Source organism: Kitasatospora xanthocidica (assembly GCF_014656195.1).
Taxonomy (GTDB): Bacteria; Actinomycetota; Actinomycetes; order Streptomycetales; family Streptomycetaceae; genus Kitasatospora; species Kitasatospora xanthocidica.
Genome location: NZ_BNBY01000012.1, coordinates 83,480 through 103,532, shown reverse-complemented (window position 1 = coordinate 103,532; position 20,053 = coordinate 83,480). Strand labels below are relative to the sequence as shown.

General features: G+C 73.6%; 20 protein-coding genes. 3 read left to right on the top strand and 17 right to left on the bottom strand.

Going from position 1 to position 20,053, the window contains the following annotated elements; genetic code table 11:
• Positions 1 to 19: 19 nt before the first annotated feature.
• From IE332_RS22145 to IE332_RS22090, 12 genes are all read right to left on the bottom strand, one after another.
• A complete protein-coding gene (locus IE332_RS22145) occupies positions 20 to 607 on the bottom strand; it encodes a hypothetical protein (RefSeq protein WP_189919233.1) in 588 nt (195 codons plus the stop codon).
• Positions 608 to 741: 134 nt separating this feature from the next.
• Positions 742 to 1,512 (bottom strand): ABC transporter permease, encoded by a 771-nt coding sequence (locus tag IE332_RS22140; protein WP_189919231.1) that lies wholly within the window; start codon positions 1,510 to 1,512, stop codon positions 742 to 744.
• Positions 1,509 to 2,435 (bottom strand): ATP-binding cassette domain-containing protein, encoded by a 927-nt coding sequence (locus tag IE332_RS22135; protein ID WP_189919229.1) that lies wholly within the window; start codon positions 2,433 to 2,435, stop codon positions 1,509 to 1,511. The genes IE332_RS22140 and IE332_RS22135 overlap by 4 nt, the downstream gene beginning before the upstream one ends.
• Entirely contained in the window at positions 2,435 to 3,274 is an 840-nt protein-coding gene (locus IE332_RS22130) for a DUF4097 family beta strand repeat-containing protein (protein WP_189919222.1), read from the bottom strand. Before IE332_RS22130 ends, IE332_RS22135 begins: the two co-directional genes overlap by 1 nt.
• A gap of 140 nt (positions 3,275 to 3,414) precedes the next feature.
• Complete coding sequence (locus IE332_RS22125) at positions 3,415 to 4,005, bottom strand: toxin-antitoxin system HicB family antitoxin (RefSeq protein WP_189919220.1); 591 nt, start codon at positions 4,003 to 4,005, stop codon at positions 3,415 to 3,417.
• Positions 4,006 to 4,173: 168 nt separating this feature from the next.
• The gene (locus tag IE332_RS22120) at positions 4,174 to 5,331 is read right to left on the bottom strand and encodes an adenosine deaminase (RefSeq protein ID WP_189919219.1); all 1,158 of its coding nucleotides are present in this window, start codon (positions 5,329 to 5,331) and stop codon (positions 4,174 to 4,176) included.
• Positions 5,332 to 5,346: 15 nt separating this feature from the next.
• Positions 5,347 to 6,642: a DUF445 domain-containing protein gene (locus tag IE332_RS22115; RefSeq protein ID WP_229928797.1), complete on the bottom strand. Its 1,296-nt coding sequence runs from the start codon at positions 6,640 to 6,642 to the stop codon at positions 5,347 to 5,349.
• A 140-nt stretch (positions 6,643 to 6,782) separates the two neighbouring features.
• The gene (locus IE332_RS22110) at positions 6,783 to 8,084 is read right to left on the bottom strand and encodes a nucleotide sugar dehydrogenase (RefSeq protein WP_189919217.1); all 1,302 of its coding nucleotides are present in this window, start codon (positions 8,082 to 8,084) and stop codon (positions 6,783 to 6,785) included.
• Positions 8,081 to 9,325, bottom strand: a complete 1,245-nt coding sequence (locus tag IE332_RS22105) for a glycosyltransferase family 2 protein (RefSeq protein ID WP_189919208.1) — start codon at positions 9,323 to 9,325, stop codon at positions 8,081 to 8,083. Before IE332_RS22105 ends, IE332_RS22110 begins: the two co-directional genes overlap by 4 nt.
• 186 nt (positions 9,326 to 9,511) lie before the next feature.
• Positions 9,512 to 10,471 (bottom strand): ABC transporter ATP-binding protein, encoded by a 960-nt coding sequence (locus tag IE332_RS22100; RefSeq protein WP_189919206.1) that lies wholly within the window; start codon positions 10,469 to 10,471, stop codon positions 9,512 to 9,514.
• Between the two features lie 67 nt (positions 10,472 to 10,538).
• Positions 10,539 to 11,450: an ABC transporter permease gene (locus IE332_RS22095; RefSeq protein ID WP_308437592.1), complete on the bottom strand. Its 912-nt coding sequence runs from the start codon at positions 11,448 to 11,450 to the stop codon at positions 10,539 to 10,541.
• The gene (locus tag IE332_RS22090) at positions 11,443 to 12,306 is read right to left on the bottom strand and encodes an ABC transporter permease (protein WP_189919199.1); all 864 of its coding nucleotides are present in this window, start codon (positions 12,304 to 12,306) and stop codon (positions 11,443 to 11,445) included. The genes IE332_RS22095 and IE332_RS22090 overlap by 8 nt, the downstream gene beginning before the upstream one ends.
• Positions 12,307 to 12,636: 330 nt before the next feature.
• On the opposite strand from IE332_RS22090, the gene IE332_RS22085 reads away from it, so the two are divergent.
• A complete protein-coding gene (locus IE332_RS22085; RefSeq protein ID WP_189919192.1) occupies positions 12,637 to 14,979 on the top strand; it encodes a transglycosylase domain-containing protein in 2,343 nt (780 codons plus the stop codon).
• Positions 14,980 to 15,030: 51 nt separating this feature from the next.
• On the opposite strand, the gene IE332_RS22080 is transcribed toward IE332_RS22085, so the two are convergent.
• Together IE332_RS22080 and IE332_RS22075 are read right to left on the bottom strand one after the other, a co-directional pair.
• Positions 15,031 to 16,212, bottom strand: coding sequence for a winged helix DNA-binding domain-containing protein (locus IE332_RS22080; RefSeq protein WP_189919184.1), 1,182 nt, complete (start codon positions 16,210 to 16,212; stop codon positions 15,031 to 15,033).
• Positions 16,213 to 16,221: 9 nt separating this feature from the next.
• Positions 16,222 to 17,175 carry a LysR family transcriptional regulator gene (locus IE332_RS22075; RefSeq protein WP_189919182.1) on the bottom strand — a complete coding sequence of 318 codons (954 nt, stop codon included), beginning with the start codon at positions 17,173 to 17,175 and terminating at the stop codon, positions 16,222 to 16,224.
• Between the two features lie 188 nt (positions 17,176 to 17,363).
• On the opposite strand from IE332_RS22075, the gene IE332_RS22070 reads away from it, so the two are divergent.
• A complete protein-coding gene (locus IE332_RS22070; protein WP_189919180.1) occupies positions 17,364 to 18,083 on the top strand; it encodes an SDR family oxidoreductase in 720 nt (239 codons plus the stop codon).
• 22 nt (positions 18,084 to 18,105) lie between these two features.
• Here the strand turns inward: IE332_RS22070 and IE332_RS22065 are convergent, their stop codons facing one another.
• From IE332_RS22065 to IE332_RS22055, 3 genes are all read right to left on the bottom strand, one after another.
• The gene (locus IE332_RS22065) at positions 18,106 to 18,426 is read right to left on the bottom strand and encodes an immunity protein CdiI family protein (RefSeq protein WP_189919178.1); all 321 of its coding nucleotides are present in this window, start codon (positions 18,424 to 18,426) and stop codon (positions 18,106 to 18,108) included.
• Entirely contained in the window at positions 18,423 to 18,725 is a 303-nt protein-coding gene (locus tag IE332_RS22060; protein ID WP_079136310.1) for a GroES family chaperonin, read from the bottom strand. Before IE332_RS22060 ends, IE332_RS22065 begins: the two co-directional genes overlap by 4 nt.
• 248 nt (positions 18,726 to 18,973) lie before the next feature.
• On the bottom strand, positions 18,974 to 19,315 hold the full coding sequence (locus tag IE332_RS22055) for a DUF3618 domain-containing protein (RefSeq protein WP_189919176.1): 342 nt from the start codon (positions 19,313 to 19,315) through the stop codon (positions 18,974 to 18,976).
• A gap of 173 nt (positions 19,316 to 19,488) precedes the next feature.
• On the opposite strand from IE332_RS22055, the gene bcp reads away from it, so the two are divergent.
• Positions 19,489 to 19,962 (top strand): thioredoxin-dependent thiol peroxidase, encoded by a 474-nt coding sequence (gene bcp, locus IE332_RS22050; protein WP_189919174.1) that lies wholly within the window; start codon positions 19,489 to 19,491, stop codon positions 19,960 to 19,962.
• Positions 19,963 to 20,053 lie beyond the last annotated feature (91 nt).

Below are 20,053 nucleotides of genomic sequence, written 5' to 3'. Positions count from 1 at the left end.
ACCCACCGACAGGCGCCCCCTACCGCCGGGTGACCTCGGGCTCGCCCAGCCGGCCGTCGTCGCTGACGGTGTAGACCCTGGTCTCGTGCTCCGCCGTCACCGTGATCCGGCCCGGCCCGGACCACTCGGCCTTACGGAAGCCGTCGCCCTCGTTCCAGGTGCCCAGGTCCCAGTGGCGGGCCGTCCAGCCGCTGCCGGTCAGCAGCTCGACCCGGTAGATCGGGTCGATGGAGAAGGCGACGTCGGTGATGGTCAGGACGTGGTCGGGGCGGCTCGGGTCGGGTTTGCGGTCGACCAGCCGGCCGTCGTCACCGAAGAGGAACATCAGGCCCCCGATCCCCGCCGCGGCCACGATCAGCGGCGACAGGACGGCGGCACAGCCGAGCTGCGCCCACCTGGTCCGGAACTCGAACTGGACCACCATCGAGACCACCAGGAGCACCACCGCGGCCCCGAGCAGCAGCACCGGGTGGTTCAGCCAGCGTGCGACCTCCACCAGCCCGCCCGAGTGGGAGGCCTGGTAGCCCGGGAGGTACGTCAGGAACGCCACCAGCGCGGCGCCCCTGAACCACCACTCGATCCGTCTGTGCCACGCGGCGGCCGCCATGTACTCCCCCTGGGTGAACTTTTGCCCGGACTTTACTACGGGCACGCCCAGGGGTCCGACGTCGAAGACAGGCCCATTGGCCCGGGCGACGGTGGTTCCGTCGCCCGGGCCGCCGTCCACCGGCCGTACCCCCGTCACCGCCGGTGGAAGACGCTCCGCGACCAGAAGTAGCCGAGCAGCGTCAGCCCGGTGCACCAGGCGAGGGCGCTCCAGGCGCTGGTGCCGATCTCGGTGCCCATCAACAGGCCGCGCAGGGTCTCGATGATGGGTGTGAAGGGCTGGTACTCGGCGAACCAGCGCAGGACCGTCGGCATGGAGTCCGGCGGGACGATGGCGCTGCCGAGGAAGGGCAGGAAGGTCAGCGGCAGCGGCGTGTTGCTGGCGCTCTCCGGGGTCTTGGACACCAGCCCGATGCCCGCCGATATCCAGGTCAGCGCGAGCGTGACGAACATCAGCAGCCCGGCCGCCGCCAGCCACTCCACCGGCCCGGCGTTGGACCGGAAGCCCATCGCGAAGGCCGCACCCGTCACCATCACCAGCGCGATCACCGTCTGGATCACACTGCCGACCACGTGCCCGGCGAGGAACGCTGACCGCGATATCGACATCGTCCGGAAGCGGTTGACGATGCCCTCGGTCATGTCGACGCAGACCCCGACCGCCGTGGCCACCGCGCCCGAGGTCGCCGTCATCAGGACGATGCCCGGCGTGACGTAGTCGATGTAGCTGCCGCCGCCGATCCCCGCGCCCAGCGCGCCGCCGAAGGCGTAGTTGAACAGCGCCAGCATCATCACCGGCATCACCACGACCGAGAAGGTCATCGCCGGGTACCGCTGCGCGCGCTTGAGGTTGCGCCGCAGCATGGTCAGCGAGTCGCTGACCACGTAGCTCGTTGTCGCGCTCATCGCGCACCCTCCCCTGTCAGCGTGAGGAACACGTCGTCCAGATCGGCCGTCTCCACGACCAGCGACTCGGCCCGTACGGAGGCGTTGTCGAGCGCGTCCAGCACGGCCTTCACCGTGAGGACGGAGTTGTCCCCGGGGATGTCCAGCCGCAGTGCTTCCGTGTCGGCGGCGGCGTAGTCGAACAGCCCGGCGGCGGCGCCCAGTTGGGCGGCGTCGGCGAACTGGAGCCGGATCCGGCCGCCGGGGACGATCCGCTTCAGCTCCTCGGCGGTGCCTTCGGCGACGATCCGGCCGCCGTCCAGGACGGCTATCCGGTCGGCGAGTTCGTCGGCCTCGTCCAGGTACTGGGTGGTGAGGAAGATCGTCACCCCGTGGTCGGCGACCAGGCCCCGGATGATCTCCCACATGGTGCGCCGGCTGCGCGGGTCCAGACCGGTGGTCGGCTCGTCGAGGAAGATCACCTTCGGGTCTCCGACCAGCGTCATCGCCAGGTCGAGCTTGCGCCGCATGCCGCCGGAGAAGGTGCTGACGGGCTTGCGCGCGGCCTCGGTGAGGTCGAAGCGGCGCAGCAGCTCCTCGGCCCGCCTCCGCCCCTCCCGACGGCGGAGGTGGTTGAGGTCGGCCATCAGCATCAGGTTCTCTTCGGCGGTGAGCAGGTTGTCCACGGCCGAGAACTGGCCGGTCACCCCGATCGCCTTGCGCACCCCGTCGGGCTCGCGGTCCACGTCGTGCCCGGCCACCCGGGCCGTGCCGCCGTCCGCCGGGATCAGGGTGGAGAGGATCTGCACGGTGGTGGTCTTGCCCGCGCCGTTCGGCCCGAGCAGGGCGAACACGCTGCCGGCCGGGATCTGCAGGTCGATGCCCCTGAGCACCGCCTTGTCCCCGTAGGACTTGGTGAGCCCGGTGGTCGAGATCGCGGTCATCAGGCCCTCCGGACGATGATGTTGCCGACCTGGGTGCTGGCGCGGACCTCGACGGTCTCCCGGGCGTCGCCCGGGCCCTCCGTCTCGCCGAGGGAGTTGCGGACGCCGCCGAACTTGCTGTGCACGTCGAGCCAGGCCGCCGTGCCCTCGGCGACGCCGATCTCCACGTCCCCGACGCTGGTGTGCAGGCTGACCTTGCCCCGGACGACCCGGCCGACCCGGAGGTGGCCGTTCGCCGACTTGGCGTCCACGCCCGCCCCGGCGAGGCCGACGTGGATCCGGCCGTTGGAGGCGTTGGCGGTGAGCTCGCCGTGCACCTCGTCGATCTCGGTGTCCCCGTTGCTGTTCTTGACCGTCAGCGCGCCGCCGACGGTGCCGATCTCGATCCGGCCGGAGCCGGACGCCTCGGCGCCCCCGGTGACGGCGCCGAGCCGGATGTCCCCCATGTCGGTCTTGAGCCGGGCGCTGTCGGCCCGGTCGACCTGGATCCGGCCCATGGAGGTCTTCAGCCGGCAGTCGCCGAGCGGGCCCTCGGTGACGAAGTCCGCCATCGGGGAGTCGGCGTGCACGTCGGAGCCGGCCGGCAGCTCGACCAGGACCTCGATCGAGCCCTTCTTGCTGGAGAACACGGTGCGCTGCTTGGGGCCCTTGAGGGTGAGCCGACCGCCGGAGAAGTCGACCTGGGTCAACTCGGCGGCCTTGACGTCCGCCTCCCGGGCGGCGTTGGCGGGCCGGACCTCGACCACCGCGTCGGCGCGCTTGCCGGCGGTGATCCACAACGAGCCGATCTCGAACTCGAAGGTGGCGGAGATCGGTCCGTCGGTCTCGTACGTAGGCATGGGTGTCCCGTCCTCTTGGCTCGTGTGGGTGTTCCCGCTGGTCGGAGCGGGGGTGACGTCGAAGGGGTGCGAGGGGTGCGAAGGCTGCGGAGGGGTGCGAAGGGCTGTGGAAGGGTGCGGAAGCTACGGGCTCGTCGGTGTCAGTGGACCCAGCCGGTGAACCCCTGGCCGCCGACGGTGCGCGTGGTGCGGGTGCCGAGCCCGGCGGCCGGCCGGGCGGACGGCTGGCCACCCTCCAGCGCACCCGCGACAGCCCGGACCAGCCAGGCGTTGAGGGAGAGGCCCTCCTGTCCGGCGGCCTCCTCCGCCCTGGCCTTGAGGTTCGCGGGCAGGCGCAGGTTGATCCGGGCGGTGCCGCTCTCGTCGGACTCCGACACCGGCGGCACCACCGGCGGCACCACGAGCGGCGCGGATGGCGCCATCGGAACCACCGGCGGCATCATCGGCGGCACCACGATCGGCGCGTCGCCGTGGAAGGCGTCGGTGCCGGGCGGCGCCGTCACCACGAACTCCGGATCGAGCCCGCGCAGTCGCACGTCGACCGACCCGGGGGCGAGGTCGCGGGTGACCTCGCCCATGGCGGCCGAGAGCGCGTTGAGCAGGGTGAGCCGCACGGCCGACTCCAGCGGGAGCGTCAGCCGGTCGGCCAGTGCGCGGGCTTCGTCGCCGCCCGCGGCGGCCGCCACCGCGAGCTCGTTCCGGAGGTTTTCGACGTACGGCGTGAGGTCCATGGCTTCAGCATGGCACAGCGATGGTGCCATGTCGAGGCCTTTCTGGCGCCAGAGTGGCACCATCACCCGAACGGAGGTGCCATCGAACGCGAACCGCCCCGCCGACCGAGGTCGACGGGGCGGTGCACCGGGGGCGCGGGGCGCCGGCCCGGGGGAGGGAACGAGGGGTCAGCGCCGCCAGCCCGCCAGGTGGGCGTCGATCTCGGCGACCAGCCGCTTCTTGCCCGCCGGGTCCAGGAAGGAGGCCTCGACCGCGTTGCGGGCCAGCGCCGCCACCCCGGCCTCGTCCAGCTCCAGCAGCCGCGCCGCCACCGCGTACTCGGTGTTGAGGTCGGTGCCGAACATCGGCGGGTCGTCGCTGTTGACCGTCACCAGCAGGCCCGCGTCCACCATCCGCTTGATCGGGTGGTCCTCGATCCGCTCGACGGCCCGGGTGGCGATGTTGGAGGTCGGGCAGACCTCCAGCGGGATCCGGTGCTCACCGAGGTGGTCGAGCAGCGCCGGGTCCTTGACCGCCTGGGTGCCGTGCCCGATGCGCTCGGCGCCGAGCTCCCGGATCGCGTCCCAGACCGTCTCCGGCCCGGTGGTCTCGCCCGCGTGCGGGACGCTGCGCAGGCCGGCCGCCCGCGCCCGGTCGAAGTACGGCTTGAACTGCGGGCGCGGCACGCCGATCTCCGGGCCGCCCAGGCCGAAGCTGACCAGGCCCTCGGGGCCCAGCTCGGTGGCCAGCCGGGCGGTCACCTCGGCCGACTCCAGACCGGCCTCGCCCGGGATGTCGAAGCACCAGCGCAGCACGACGCCGAGCTCCTTCTCGGCGCGCAGCCGGGCGTCCTCGATGGCCTCCATGAAGGCGACCTCGGGGATGCCCCGCTTGACCGAGGAGTACGGGGTGATGGTCAGCTCGGCGTACCGGATGTTCTGACGCGCCATGTCCTCGGCCACGCCGTAGGTGAGCGCCCGGACGTCCTCGGCGTCCCGGACCAGGTCCACGACGCTCAGGTAGACCTCGATGAAGTGCGCGAAGTCGGTGAAGGTGAAGTACTCGGCGAGCGCCGCCGGGTCGGTCGGCACCTTGGAGTTCCCGGCGTGCCGGGCGGCCAGTTCGGCGACGACGCGCGGCGAGGCCGAGCCGACGTGGTGGACGTGCAGCTCCGCCTTCGGCATCGCGGCGATGAACGCCTCGATCCCGGCGTCGCTGCCGCTGGCACCGGTGTCACCGGCGCTTCCGGTGGGGTTTCCGATCCGACTTCCGTCCGGCTGGACCACGGCGGTGCCCTTCTTCCTTCTCCGCGCTTCTACGCGCGTTCCGACAGTGCTGGCAAGCATAGGCCCGGGCCCGGCTCATCCGCCGAGCGCGACCGCCGCGGTGTGGATCAGGAGTCCGGCCAGGGCGCCGACCACGGTGCCGTTGATCCGGATGAACTGCAGGTCGCGGCCGACGTTGGCCTCGATCTTGCGGGAGGCCTCGTCGGCGTCCCAGCCGGCCACCGTGTCGGAGATCAGCGAGGTGATCTCGGTCCGGTAGGTGTCGACCAGGTACTGCGCGGCGTCCTGCAGCCAGCCGTCCACCTTGGCCTGCAGCTTGGCGTCGGTGGCCAGGCGCTCGCCGAAGCGGCGCACGCCCTCGCGGATGCGCCGGCGCAGCTCGCTGTCCTCGTCCTCGGCCGCGCCCATCACCAGGGTGCGCACGGCCGCCCAGGTGGAGTTGATCAGGTCCTGCACCTCGGGGCGGGCCAGCAGTTCGCCCTTGGCCCGCTCGACCCGGGCGATGGTCTCCGGGTCGGTCTGCAGCTCGGCCGCGAAGTCGACCAGGAAGTTGTCGATAGCGCCGCGGGCCGGGTGGTCGGGATCGTCCCGGATGTCGGTGACGAAGCGCAGCAGCTCCTTGTAGACCCGCTCGCCGACCTGGTGGTCGAGGAACTTGGGCGTCCAGCCCGGGGTCTTCTGGGTGACCTTGCGCACCACGTCCTCGTGGTTCTCGGTCAGCCAGTCGTGCGCCCGGACGGCGACCAGGTCCACCACGCCGTGGTGCCCGCCGTCGGCGACCACCTTGCCGAGCATCCGGCCCATCGGCTCGGCCACCGAGGTGGCGGCCGCCCGCCGGGTCACCGCCTCGGCGACGACCGCCCGCACGTCGTCGTCGCGAAGCACGGCGAGCAGGCCGCGCAGCGCCGCCGAGGCCTCCTTGGTGACCCGTTCGGCGCTGCCCGGCGCGGCCAGCCACTCCCCCAGCCGGCGGCCGATGCCGAGCCCCGCGAGGCGTTCGCGCACCACGTGGCCGGCCAGGAAGTTCTCGCCGACGAAGTCGCCGAGCGAGCGGCCGAAGGCGTCCTTCTTGGTCGGGATGATCGCGGTGTGCGGGATCGGCAGGCCGAAGGGGCGGCGGAACAGCGCGGTCACCGCGAACCAGTCGGCCAGCGCGCCGACCATGCCCGCCTCGGCCGCGGCCGCCACGTACCCGGCCCAGGCGCCGGCACCGGCCGCCTTCGCCCAGGTGGACAGGGCGAAGACCAGGGTCGCGAAGGCCAGCAGGCCGGTCGCGATGGACTTCATCCGGCGGACGCCACGGCTCTTCCGCTCGTCGGCCGCGGTGAACCGGACCCCGGGGCCGGTCCCGTTGAAGGCTTCGTCACTCACCCCGCCAGTCTGCCCGGTGCCCGGCGCATCCGGGGGCGTGCCCCGCGATCACACGCCCTCGGTCCGCGATCCGCTCCCCGGGCAGGCCACCGCACGCCCTCTCTCACGCCCCGCCCGAGGGCACCACACCCCCGGCGGCGTCACGCCCCGCCCAGCACGATCCGCCGCACCCCCTCGACCGCCCACCGCGCCGGATCCGTGCACCGGCGCCCGTCCAGCAGCACCCGCACCCCCGGCAGGTCCGCCGGCGTCAGCTCCCGGTACTCCGGGTGGTCCGCCTGCAGCACGGCCGCCACCACCGGCTCCCCGGCCCACGGCGGCAGTCCGAGCGCCGTCAGCTCGCGGCCCCCGTACAGCGGGTCGGCGACGTACGGCCGCGCCCCCGCCGCGGCCAGCTCCGCCACCAGCGGGAACACCCCGGAGTACGCCGCCTCCTTGACCCCGCCCCGGTAGGCCGCGCCGAGCACCAGCACGCCCTGCCCGGCGATCCCGCCCGGCACCGCGCCGGCCAGCACGCCCACCGCGTAGCCGGGCACCGCCAGGTTGGCCTCCCGCGCGGCCCGGACGACCGTCGCCGCCGGGTCGTTCCACAGGTACAGCCGCGGGTAGACCGGGATGCAGTGCCCGCCGACCGCGATGCCCGGCCGGTGCAGGTGGCTGTACGGCTGCGAGTTGCAGGCGTCGGCGATCTCCGCGAAGTCCACCCCGACCCGGTCCGCGTACCGGGCGAACTGGTTGGCCAGCGCGATGTTGACGTCCCGGTAGGTGGTCTCGGCGAGCTTGCTGAACTCCGCCGCCTCCACCGAGGCCAGCTCCCACACCCCGTTGGGCCGGGCCAGGTCGGGGCGCGGGTCGAAGTCCAGCACCGCCCGGTAGAACTCGGCGCCGCGCCGGCTGGAGGCCGCGTCGACCCCGCCGACCAGCTTGGGGTAGCGCCGCAGGTCGGCGAAGACCCGTCCGGTGCGCACCCGTTCGGGGCTGAACACCAGCGCGAAGTCCGCCCCGGCGGCGAGGCCCGAGCCGGCCGCCAGCCGGGGTGCCCAGCGGTCCCGGGTGGTGCCGACCGGCAGGGTGGTCTCGTAGCTGACCAGGGTGCCCCGGCGCAGTCCGGCCGCGACGGCGTCGGTGGCGGCGTCGAGCAGGGCGAAGTCCGGGGTGCCGTCGGCGGCGGTGACCAGCGGGACGACCAGCACGACGGCCTCGCAGGCGGCGACGGCGGCCGTGGTGTCGGTGGTGGCCCGCAGCCGGCCCTCGGCGACCACCCGCTTGAGCGCCTCGTCCAAACCCTCCTCCCGGGGGAACGGCGGTACGCCCCGGTTGACGCTCGCCACCACCCGGGGGGCGATGTCCGCGCCGGTCACCCGGTGGCCCTTCAGCGCGAACTGCACCGCCAGCGGCAGGCCCAGCTTGCCCAGCCCGACCACGCACACGTCGAGGCTCATCCCCGCCCTCCGTTCACCGAGTTGGCCAGCCGGCGCCAGGCCGGGTGGCGGCGCAGCCCGCGCCGCACCTGCGCGGGGACGGCGCCGCGCCACAGGTGCTGGGCGAGGTTGAGCGGCGGTACCGGGTCGAGCGGCGGGACGGCCCCGGCCACCGGCTCCTCGCGCAGCAGGAACAGCCCGTCGGGCAGCCCGAGCCCCCGGTCCCGGAACGCCGGGAAGCCCGCGTAGTGCCGCCGCCCGTCCACCACCTCCGGCGGCTCGCCGTGCGCGGCCTCGTAGCGGATCTGGTCGCGCAGCGCCTCCGGCCGTACGGCGGCGGCGAGTTCGAGCCGTACCCGGGCGGACACCGGCAGCCGGTGGTACACCTCGCGGGCGCCGAACCGCTCGACCAGCCGGGCGGTCTCGGCGCAGACCCGCCGCTGTGTCGCGTCGTCCAGCAGCAGGAAGCCGTCCTGCAGCAGGCGCGGCACGTCCCAGGCGAAGGAGCGGGCTCGCAGGGCGTCCAACTCCTCGCCGGGCGCCGCGAGTTCTGCGGCGACCTGCTGGAGCGCGGCGATCCCGCGCAGCCGGTCCAGCACCCCGGCCCGCTCGGTGACGTTGCCCCGGTCCTCGCGCAGCACCAGGAAGTAGCAGTCGTAGTCGGCGAGCACGGACACCTTCCCCGCCCGCAGGCAGGCCTCCAGGGTGAACGGCTGGTCCGAGAAGACCTTCAAGGTCTCGTCGCGGCGCAAGCCGTGGCGCCGGACGAGGTCGAGCCGGAACAGCTTGGTATCGGCCAGCGCCCAGGCCAGCGCGGAGTCGGCGAAGCCCACGGACTCGGCGTTCGCGTGGAAGATCCCCTGCGGCACCAGCCGTCCGTTCACCCCGACCTGCTTGGGCACCACCACGTCCGAGCCCCAGGCGTCGGCGGCCGTGACCAGCCGCTCCAGCGCCTCCGGGCCGAGCCAGTCGTCCGCGCCGAGGAACAGCGCGTAGCGGCCGCGGGCCAGCTCCAGACCGCGGTTGGTCGGGCCCGCCGGGCCGCCCGAGTTGGACTGGTGCACCACCCGGAACAGCCCGGGGTGGCGGGCCGCGTACTCGTCCAGCAGCTCCCCGCCGCCGTCCGTGGAGCCGTCGTCCACGGCCACCACCTCCAGCCGCCCCGGCGCCAGGGACTGCCCGACCAGCGAGTCCAGGCAGGCGGTGAGGTACGGCATGGTGTTGTAGACCGCGACCACCACGGTCACATCGGGTACGGTCACGGGCGGCGGGCCTCCGGTCCTGGTCTGGGTGCGTGACGACCGGTCAACTCGGCGCGAAAGGCCGGGGTCACGACCCTCACCCGCACCGGCGACGGGGAACAGAACACGCTCCCGGCCGCCGTACGCGTGCACGCACGCACGACGGCCGGGAACCGTACGGGGACGCCTCAGCCGTACGGAGAGGCCTCAGCCGATCGCGACCTCCGCGTACATCCGGGCGATCACGTCCTCGATGGCCGGCTCGCGCACCGACAGGTCCACCAGCGGGTACCGCTCCGCGACCGCCGACACGATCGGCGCGGCGCTCTGCCGCGACGGGAAGGCGAGCCACTGGCGCGGCCCCTCGACCTTGACCACCCGGGCCCCGGCCACCTCGATCGGGGGCCGGGCCTCGGCGAGGTCCACCACCAGGGTCCGCTCGCTGCGCCCGGTGGCGTGCAAGCCGTCCAGCCCGCCGTCGTACACCACCCGGCCGTGGTCGATCACCATGACCCGGTCGCAGAGCTGCTCGATGTCGGTCAGGTCGTGCGTGGTGAGCAGCACGGTGGTGCCCCGGTCGCGGTTGACCTCGCGCAGGAACTCGCGGACCTTGCCCTTGCTGACCACGTCCAGGCCGATGGTCGGCTCGTCCAGGTAGAGCACCCGGGGGTCGTGCAGCAGCGCGGCCGCGAGGTCGCCGCGCATCCGCTGGCCGAGCGAGAGCTGGCGGACCGGGGTGTCCAGCAGCTCGCCCAGGTCGAGCAGTTCGACGCAGCGGTCGAGGTTCTCGCGGTACCGGTGGTCGGGGATCCGGTAGATCCGGCGGGCGAGTTCGAAGGAGTCGCGCAGCGGGAGGTCCCACCAGAGGGTGGTGCGCTGGCCGAAGACGACGCCGATCCGGCGGGCCAGCGCGACGCGTTCGCGGGCCGGGTCGACCCCGGCGACGCGCAGCCGTCCGGAGCTGGGGACGAGGATGCCGGTGAGCATCTTGATGGTGGTGGACTTGCCGGCGCCGTTGGGCCCGATGTAGCCGACGCACTCACCGGCCTCGACGTCGAAGCTGAGCCCGTCCACCGCGCGCACCTCGCGCTTGGTACGGCTGAACCGGCCGGCGCGGGCCCGTACGGTGAAGGTGCGCCGGACGTCCCGGAGTTCGATCAGTGCCATGGAAGCTCCTTGACTTGAGGGCGAGAGGGGTTCGACAGTCGCCTCGACTGCCGGTTCAGCGGCCCGCTCAGCTGCCGGTGCCGCGGTAGGCGCGCAGCCCGGCCCGCCAGGCGAACCCGGCGACTGCGACGCAGAGGGCGGCGGCGACCGGCGAGGCGTACTGGAAGGCGGTGGGCAGGCCGAGCGGGTCAGGCCGGCCGAGGACGCGCAGGGCGGGCAGCCAGTTGACGAAGGCCAGCGGGACGCCGAAGACCACGCCGAGCACGAGGTCCTTGGCGAAGACCGTCGGCGGGTACTGCAGCATCAGGCCGCCGCCGTAGGTGAAGGAGTTCTGGAGCTCCTCGGCCTCGCCCCACCAGAACTGCAGGCAGGCGAAGCCCACCCAGATCGCGCCGAAGATGGCCGTGCCGCAGAGCAGCAGGACGGGCACCAGCAGGACCCGGTCCCAGGTCCAGCGCACGTCCAGCGCCGCGAGCGACCAGGCCAGCACCGCCGCCGCCTGGACCGGGCGGCCGATCCGGCGCAGCGAGAAGCGTTCGGCGCAGAGCTGGGCCAGGGCCGGGGCGGGCCGGATCAGCATCACGTCCAGGGTCCCGGTCCGGATCCGCTCGCCGAGCGCGTCGACGCTGCCGATCAGCAGGTTGGCCATGCCGAGCGCGAACCCGGAGGTGCCGTAGAGGAAGCCGAGTTCGGGCAGGTTCCAGCCGCCGAGCGTGTCGGTGTGCCGGAACATCAGGATGATCACGGCGAAGTCGAGGAAGGCGATCACCAGGTTCGCCGCGAGCATCATCGCGAACGAGGCCCGGTAGGACATGGTCGAGCGGGTCCACATGGCGGCGCACAGCCACCAGGAGCGCGCGGCCCAGCGGGCGCGGGCCACTCCGGAACGGACGCCGGCCCACCCGGGGCCGGTACGGGCGAAGCCGGTACGGGCGGAGCCGGGACCCGAGGGGGCGGGCACGAGGCCGGGGTCAGCCACCCTGGACCACCACCTTGCGGGTCGCGAGCGCCTGCACGCCGCGCCCGGCGCCGATCAGCGCCGCGGCCCAGCCGAGCTGGAGGCCGAGCGGGCCGAGCACCGCCGGGCCGGTCGCGTGCTCCAGGAACAGGTCGGCGGGCACCTGGGCCAGCGCCGCCCAGGGCAGCACCCGGGCGAGTTCGCCGAGCCAACCGGGGAAGAGCGTGAGCGGCAGCAGCATCCCGGAGAGGAACATCGCCACCACCAGGGTCACCGAGCGCACCCCGTCGGAGTCGTGCAGCCAGAAGCCGGTGAGCGCGACCAGGAACCGCAGTCCGAAGCTGACGACCTCGGCGAGCAGCACGGAGAGCAGGAAGACCAGCCAGGTCAGCGGCCGTTCGGGCAGTCGGAAGTGGAAGAGCAGCGAACCGGCCAGCAGCGGCGCGCCGCCGCGGACCAGCAGGTGGTAGCCGGCCCGGCCGAGGTCACTGGCCAGCCACCAGCCCTGGAAGTCGACGGGCCGGTAGAGGTCCACGGCGATGTCGCCGCTGCGGAACCGCGTCTGGACGTCGTTCTCGAACCCGCCGCCGAAGATCGCGGTGGTGGGCATCAGGGCCTGGCAGACCCAGATGAAGGTGACGGCCTGGTCCAGGTCGTAGCCGCCGAGGTCGGGGCGGGCCCGCCAGAGCGCGACGAAGGTGTAGGCGAGGATGCAGCCGAAGACGGTGTTGGTGACGGTGCCGGCCAGGGTGGCGGCCCGGTAGGTGGAGTAGCGGCGGAAGGCGCCGCGGGCGACGCTCGCGTACAGCCCGAGGGAGGCGGTCAGGTCCGCCCGGGGATCGGGAGGCCTCGTCTCGGCGGGGGCAGCGTTCAGCATATTGTCTCCTTGTCGACAAATGCGGGCAGAGGTGTGCCCGCACGCGTCCGCGCACGCCCCAGTGGCTCCGACCGGCCGTACCCGGGGGTGCCGGGCCGGACGGGCGGAGCTGACGAAGTGGGCGCGCTATGAAGTTCGCATCTTTCACCGTACCTCCGGCCCCCACGGCCCGCACCCGCTTTTCCTGCACACCCCGACACCGCACCCCGACACCGCATCCCGACACCGCGCCCCGACACCGCACCCCGAGACGGCGCTCGATGCGCACAACGGCGCACGTCAGCCCCCCACACGCCCTTGATCGGACGTCAAATAGCACATAATCGCGGCATGACCTTGAGCACCCGACGCCAGGCCAAACGGGCCGCCCGCCGCGATGCCCGCCGCGCCCTCCCGCTCTGGCGCCGGCTCCTGCCCACCTGGCGGGTCACCCTCGGCACCCTCACCGCGCTCTTCCTGCTCGCCGTGGGCGGCTTCGCCGTGCTCTACGTCATCGTCCCGGTGCCCGACCCCAACGCCCACGCCGTCGCCCAGAACAACATCTACCTCTACGCCGACGGCACCACCGAGATCGCCCGCACCGGCGCCGTCAACCGCACCGACGTCACCATCGACCAGATCCCCCTGCAGACCCAGCAGGCCGTCGTCTCCGCCGAGGACCGCACCTTCTACCAGAACCGCGGCGTCGACCTCACCGGCATGGTCCGGGCCGGCTGGAACACCCTGCTCGGCAAGGGCATGCAGGGCGGCTCCACCATCACCCAGCAGTACGTCAAGAACTACTACCTGACCCAGGACCAGACCATCGAGCGCAAGGGCCGCGAACTCCTCATCGCCCTCAAGGTCGACCAGCAGCGCGACAAGAAGGACATCCTGGCCGGGTACCTCAACAGCAGCTACTTCGGCCGCGGCGCCTACGGCATCCAGAGCGCCGCCCACGCCTACTACGGCGTCGACGTCTCCCAGCTCACCCTCGGCCAGGGCGCCTACCTCGCCTCACTGCTCCAGGCCCCCAGCCTCTACGACGTCAAGACCGCCACCCCCGCCAACCGCGAGAAGGCCGTCGCCCGCTGGAACTACGCCCTCGACGGCATGGTCCAGCTCGGCTTCCTCACCACCGCCGACCGCGCCGCCGCCACCTTCCCCGAACCCGTCGACCCCCAGCCCGCCACCGGCCTGGCCGGCCAGGCCGGCTACCTGGTCGGCGTCGCCGACGACTACCTGATCTCCTCCGGCACCATCGACGCCGCCACCCTCAAGGCCGGCGGCTGGCGCATCACCACCACCTTCGACAAGCCTCGGCAGGACGCCTTCGTCAAGGCCGTCCAGGACGAACTCACCGACGAGCTCGACCCCAAGTCCCGCCCCACCACCGACACCGACGTCCGGGTCGCCGGCGCCTCCGTCGAACCCGCCACCGGCCGCGTCGTCGCCGTCTACGGCGGCCCCGACTACGCCAAGCAGCCCTACAACGACGCGCTCCGCCAGGACAACCAGATCGGCTCCACCTTCAAGCCAATCGACCTCGCCGCCGGCCTCACCGCCCAGCACACCCTCGACGGCCACCCGATCACCACCGAGACCCGCTACGACGGCACCAGCGAACGCCCCGTCACCGGCGGCCCCACCCCGTACGCGCCGCCCAACGAGGACGACGTCGACTACGGCAACATCACCCTGCGCTACGCCATGGTGAAGTCCGTCAACTCCGTGTACGCGCAGGAGGGCGTCGACGCCGGACTCGCCCGCGTCCGGGACACCGCCGTGAAACTCGGCATCCCCGACAGCGTCCGCGGCATGGACCCGGCCAACACCTCGATGACCCTCGGCACCGCCACCCCCAGTGCCCTCGACCTGGCCGGCGCCTACGCCACCCTCGCCAACCACGGCCAGGCCCACACCCCGTGGTCCGTCCTCAAGCTCGAACGCGTCAACCCCGGCGGCGCCATCGACGTCCCCAAGATGCCCCGGCACGACCCCACCGACGCCCTCAGCCGCGGCGTCGCCGACTCCGTCACCGACGTCCTGCGCGACGTCGTCAGCCCCCGCGGCACCGGCGCCGCCGCCCTCGACCTCGGCCGCCCCGCCGCCGGCAAGACCGGCACCACCGACTCCAACCTCTCCGCCTGGTTCGCCGGCTACACCCCCGAACTCACCACCACCGTCGGCCTGTTCCGGGAGAACCCGAAGACCCACGCCAAGGAACCGCTGGCCGGCACCGCCGGACTCGCCCGGATCAACGGCGGCGCCATCCCCACCAAGATCTGGACCGCCTACACCGCCGCCGCCCTCGACGGCACCCCCACCCAGCAGTTCGACCTGCAGACCGGCCGCGACTCCCACGACAGCGACACCTCGCCCACCGACACCGGCAGCACGCCCCCGAGCCCCGGCAGCACCCCGGCCACCGTCCCCACCGCGCCAGGCGCCACCATCCCCGGACTCATCACGGTCCCCACCCACGCCCCCAGCACACCCCCCGCCACCACCGGCGACCCCGCACCCGGCCCGACCGCGCCCAGCCCGCCGGCCCCCCAGCCCACGGCCACCCACGAACAGCCCAGCCCCACCGCCCGGCCCACCCCGACCAAGCCGCCCAAGCCCACCGAGCAGCCCACCCCCACCGCCACCGGCGGACCCGCCACCCACCCGGCCGCGACGCCCACCCCCTGAGCACCCGGCCGCCCGGCCGTCCCGGTGGCGCGAGTCATCGGGCGCCGCGGGCTACCGCCGCGCCACCAGCTCCCGCTCCACCGGCGTCCGGAACCGCGGCGTCACCCGCACCTCCCCCAGCCACCCCGCCAACCGCTCCGCCTCCGCCGCGACCGCCCGCTCCGCCTCCGCCCCGACGTCCCGGAACAGCCGCCACACCAACTCCCCGTCGGCCCGCTGCGCCCAGCCGCCCACCACCTCGCCGCACCACCACACCGTCGGCCCGGCGTTGCCCGCCCGGTCGAACAGCGACGGCACGTCCTCCGGCCGCAGGTACCAGTCCCGCCCGCGCCAGCCCATCACCGCCGGGTCCAGCGCCGGCAGCAGCGCCGCCCACGGCTCCGGCTCCGGCACCGGCGCGTCGTCGCCCGGCAGCACCAGGGCGGCCGCACCGCCCGCCAGCTCCACGTCCCGCGCGCCGAGGTCCGCCAGGGCCTTGCGGACGTCCCCCAGCGTCCAGCCCGTCCACCACTTCACGTCCTCGACCGTCGCCGGGCCGTACCCGGCCAGCCAGCGGCGCACCACCTCCGCCTTCGCCTCCCGCACCGGCACGTCCGGCCACTGCGGCACCAGCGCCCACGGGTAACTGCTACTCAGCCACGAACCGCGCGGACGGCAGCGGCGCACGTGCCCGTCCGAGGCCAGCAGCCGCAGCAGCCGGCTACCCACACTCTGCTTCGCCTCGTACGGCTTGCCCGCCGACATCAGCATGGTCTCGCGCAACTGCGGGACGTCGTCGCCGAGTTCCTTGGTCGTCGCCTCGCCGCGCCGGTCCAGCGCGGCCAGCACCTCCCGCTCGGTCGCGGCCAGCCGCCGCTCGTCCCAGCCCTCGGCGTGGTCGCGCAGGTGCTTCAGCAGCGTCGCCCGCTCCTTGACCGCGATCGGCCGCGCCGCCGCGGCACTCACGTACGGGGCGAAGCCCTCCGTCACCGCGAAGATCGTCCGCCGCATCGACAGCAGCTTCACCAGCGAGACGTCCTCGTACAGCGCCCGGTCCACCTCCGCCGCCGAGGGCCCGGCCAGCCGGGCGCACGCCGACAGGTACACCGTGGCCGCGTCCGTCGCGTGCAGCCCGACCACGGCGTCGGCCACGTCCTCCACCCGGGCGGCCCGCGCCGAGGGCGCCAACAGCTGCCGCCGGCCCAGCCGGGCCCGCCGCTCCCCATCACCGATCACCGGCACACGCCTCGTCATGCCCGGACCCTAGCGGCTGCCACCGACAGTTCCGGCCACCGACAGCTCCGGGCCCGCGCCCGCACCGCTCACCGACAACTCCGGCCCGGCGCCCGCACCGCCCGCCGCGAGTTCCGTCGCGAGCTCCGCGAACTCCGCCAGCAGCGGCGAGGTCCGGCCCGCCGCCCACGCCAGGCAGACCCGGTTGGGCGCGATGTCGGAGATCGGCACGTGCACCACGTCCGAACGGGTGTAGAACGCCGCCACCGACAGCGGCAGCACCACCATCCCCTCGTGCGCCGCCACGTACTCCAGCTTCTCCTCCACGGTGTCCGCACTCGGCCGGGCCCGCTCCGGCCGCCGCCCGGCCGGCACCGGCAGGTCCCGCCACTCCGGCACCGCGTCCGGATCCTGCAACAGCCGCTCCCCGCCCAACTCGGCCATCACCACCGACGGTTCACCCGCCAACCGGTGCCCGGCCGGCAGCGCCACCACCCGCGGCTCGGCGAACAGCGGACGCAGCGCCAGCCCCCGCTGGTCGACCGGCAGCCGTACGAAGGACACGTCCACCCGCCCGTCCAGCACCACCTGCGCCTGGTCCGCCCAGGACGTCCGGACCACCTCCACCGCCAGCCCCGGATGCCGCCCGCACATCGCCCGCGCGACGGCCGTCACCGTGATCCCCGGCATGAACCCCACCACGAACCGCGTCCGGTCGTCCGCCGACCGCTCCACCCGGCGCCGCAACGCCTCCGCCGCCGCCAGCAACTGCGGCGCGTCCTCCAGCAACTGCCGCCCCGCGCAGGTCAGTTCCGTGGACCGGCGGTCCCGCCGGAACAGCTGCGCACCGAACTCCGCCTCCAAGGCCCGGATCTGCCGGGACAGCACCGGCTGCGCGATGTGCAACTCGGCCGCCGCCCGCCCGAAATGCAGCTGTCGAGCCACCGCGACGAAGTACCGCAGCTTCCGCAGATCGACGTCCATCGCCCGCCCTCCGGGTTCCCCACCTCGACTGATACCCCGAGGGTATGACAGCGGACGGAACAGGTCTTGGACGCCCGCGCCCCGCGCGACCCAGGATCGACACACCCCCCGGAACACACCCCGGAACACCCCCGGCACACCCCCCGAAGCACCCCCCGAACCGCTCCCCCGGCCCGAAAGGCACCACCGTGTCCCTCACCGACCAGCACGCCGTCGTCCTCGGCGGCACCTCCGGCCTCGGCCTCGCCACCGCCGGCCTCGCCGCCCGCCGCGGCGCCCGCGTCACCGTCGTCTCCAGCCGCGCCGACAGCGCCGAACGCGCCCTCGCCACCCTGCCCACCGGCACCACCGCCGAGGTCGTCGACCTCACCGACAGCGCCCTGGTCACCGCCCTGTTCGACCGCCTCGGCCCCGTCGACCACCTGGTCTTCACCGCCGGCGAGCCGCTCGCCCTGACCCCGCTCGCCGACCTGGACCTCGACGCCGCCCGCCGCCTCTTCACCCTGCGCTACTTCGGCGCCCTCGACGCCGTCCGCGCCGCCGCGCCCCGGCTGCGCCCCGGCGGCTCGGTCACCCTCACCTCCGGCACCGCGGGCCTGCGGCCGGGACCGGGCTGGAGCGTCGCCGCGAGCATCTGCGGCGCCGTCGAGTCCCTGGTCAGGGCCCTGGCCGTCGAGCTCGCCCCGATCCGGGTCAACGCCGTCCGGGCCGGCGTGATCCGCACCCCGCTCTGGTCCGGCCTGCCGGACGCCGACCGCGAGCAGCTCTACGCCGCCACCGCCGCCGGTCTCCCCCTCGGCCGGATCGGCGAACCCGAGGACGCCGCCGAGGCGTACGCCTACCTGATGGAGCAGCGCTTCGCCACCGGCACGGTCGTCACCGTGGACGGCGGCACACTGCTGGCCTGAGCGCCACCGGGGCGGCGACCGCTCACCTGGGCGGCCGCAGCCGGTCCACGACCGTCCACTCCGGGCCGAGCTCCCCGCGCAGCGCCGCCAGGGCGGCCCGGGCGGCGGCCTCGAAGCGGACCCCCTCGTCCCGCGACCACGGCGAGGGGCCGCCCGGGTCGTCCCAGTCGAGCGAGGACTGGAACCAGGAGGACAGCCGGTCCAGCTCGGCCGCGAGCGCGGCACTGATCGGCAGGAGGTCGAGCTCGGCCGGGTAGCCGTACGGGCTCTCCACGTCGTCCGGCCACAGCGCCGTGCCGACCACCCCGGCCTCGAAGAAGTACCGCAGGCGCCGCCCGGTCACAGGTACAGCCCGGTCGATCCCTCGGTGTCACCGAAGCGGGTCGCGGCCACCGCGTGCAGGTCACGCTCGCGGAGCAGCACGTAGGTGGCGCCGCGGACCTCGACCTCCAGCTTGTCCTCGGGGTCGTACAGCACCCGGTCACCCGGCTCCACCGAGCGCACGCTCTGGCCCACCGCGACGGCCTCGGCCCAGGTGCAGCGCTTGGACAGCTCCGCCGTCGCCGGGATCAGGATGCCGCCGGTGGAGCGGCGTTCGCCCTCGCTGCCCTCGATCCGCACCAGCACGCGGTCGTGCAGCATCCGGATCGGCAGCTTCTCACCCAGCCGGTCGTGGCGGGTGGCATCGTGCCCGTGGTCGGAGTGGGTCTCGTCGTTCGTACTCACGGTCCCGAAGGTACCGCCCCCGGGCGCGGAGCGTGACGCTGGCCCGGCATGCGGAAGGCCGGGCGCGCGCGGAAGGCCGGGCACGCGGAAGGCCGGGCGCGCACCGGCGCCCGGCCCTTGCCCTCTCCCGCGGTCGCGCCCGCAGTCGCGGTCGCGGTCGCGGGTCAGTCCTTGCGGCGCCGGCGGGAGGAGGCGACCAGCAGCACCAGGCCCACGCCGACCAGCGCGGCCGGCACGATCCGCTCCCGCCGCGGCTGCCCCTTCTCGTCCACGAACTGCGCCTTGACCTTCTCCACCATGCCACTGGCGGCCACGTACGCCCGGGCGGTCTTCTCCTCGACGGCGGCCGCGGCCTTGGCCTTGACCTGGGCGGAGATCGTGCTCGGGTGGACGCGGACGGCCAGCTCGTCCAGGGTCGACGCCAACCGGTCGCGCGCGCTCGCGATGTCCGCCTCGATCTGGGCGGTCGTCCGCGCCGACTTGTCCTGCGTGCTCGCCTCGCCCACTCGGGCCACCCCATTCACTTGCCGATGTTGTTCCGTGCGTTCCGTTGCGCACGGTGCGACGGCCCCAGTGTGTCAGCTGCCGCACTCGGCCGCGCGGCCCCACCCACCATCAGGGGTAAGTTTGCCGTGGTACGACCGCCCGTCCCAGCAGCACGCACCAGGAGAGTCCACCCATGACTGAGCGTCTCCAGCCCGGTGACACCGCGCCCGCCTTCAGCCTGTCCGACGCCGACGGCAACCAGGTGTCCCTCGCCGACCACGCGGGCCGCAAGGTCATCGTCTACTTCTACCCCAAGGCGCTCACCCCGGGGTGCACCAAGCAGGCCTGCGACTTCACCGACAACCTGGCGGTCTTCGCCGGCGCCGGCTACGACGTCATCGGCATCTCGCCCGACCAGCCGGAGAAGCTCGGCAAGTTCCGCGAGACCGAGAACCTCAAGGTCACCCTGCTCTCCGACCCGGAGAACAAGGTCCTGGAGGCGTACGGCGCCTACGGCGAGAAGCAGAACTACGGCCGCACCTACCAGGGCGTGATCCGCTCCACGGTCATCGTCGACGAGCAGGGCAAGGTCGAGCGCGCGCTCTACAATGTCAAGGCCACCGGCCATGTCGCCAAGCTGCTGCGCGACCTCAAGATCGAGGCCTGACCCCCTTCCTCACCGGCGTCCCGCCGGAAACGGAGCGGTGGCGGCACACCCCCCGACCGGGTGCACCGCCACCGCCGTCCCTCACCTCAGT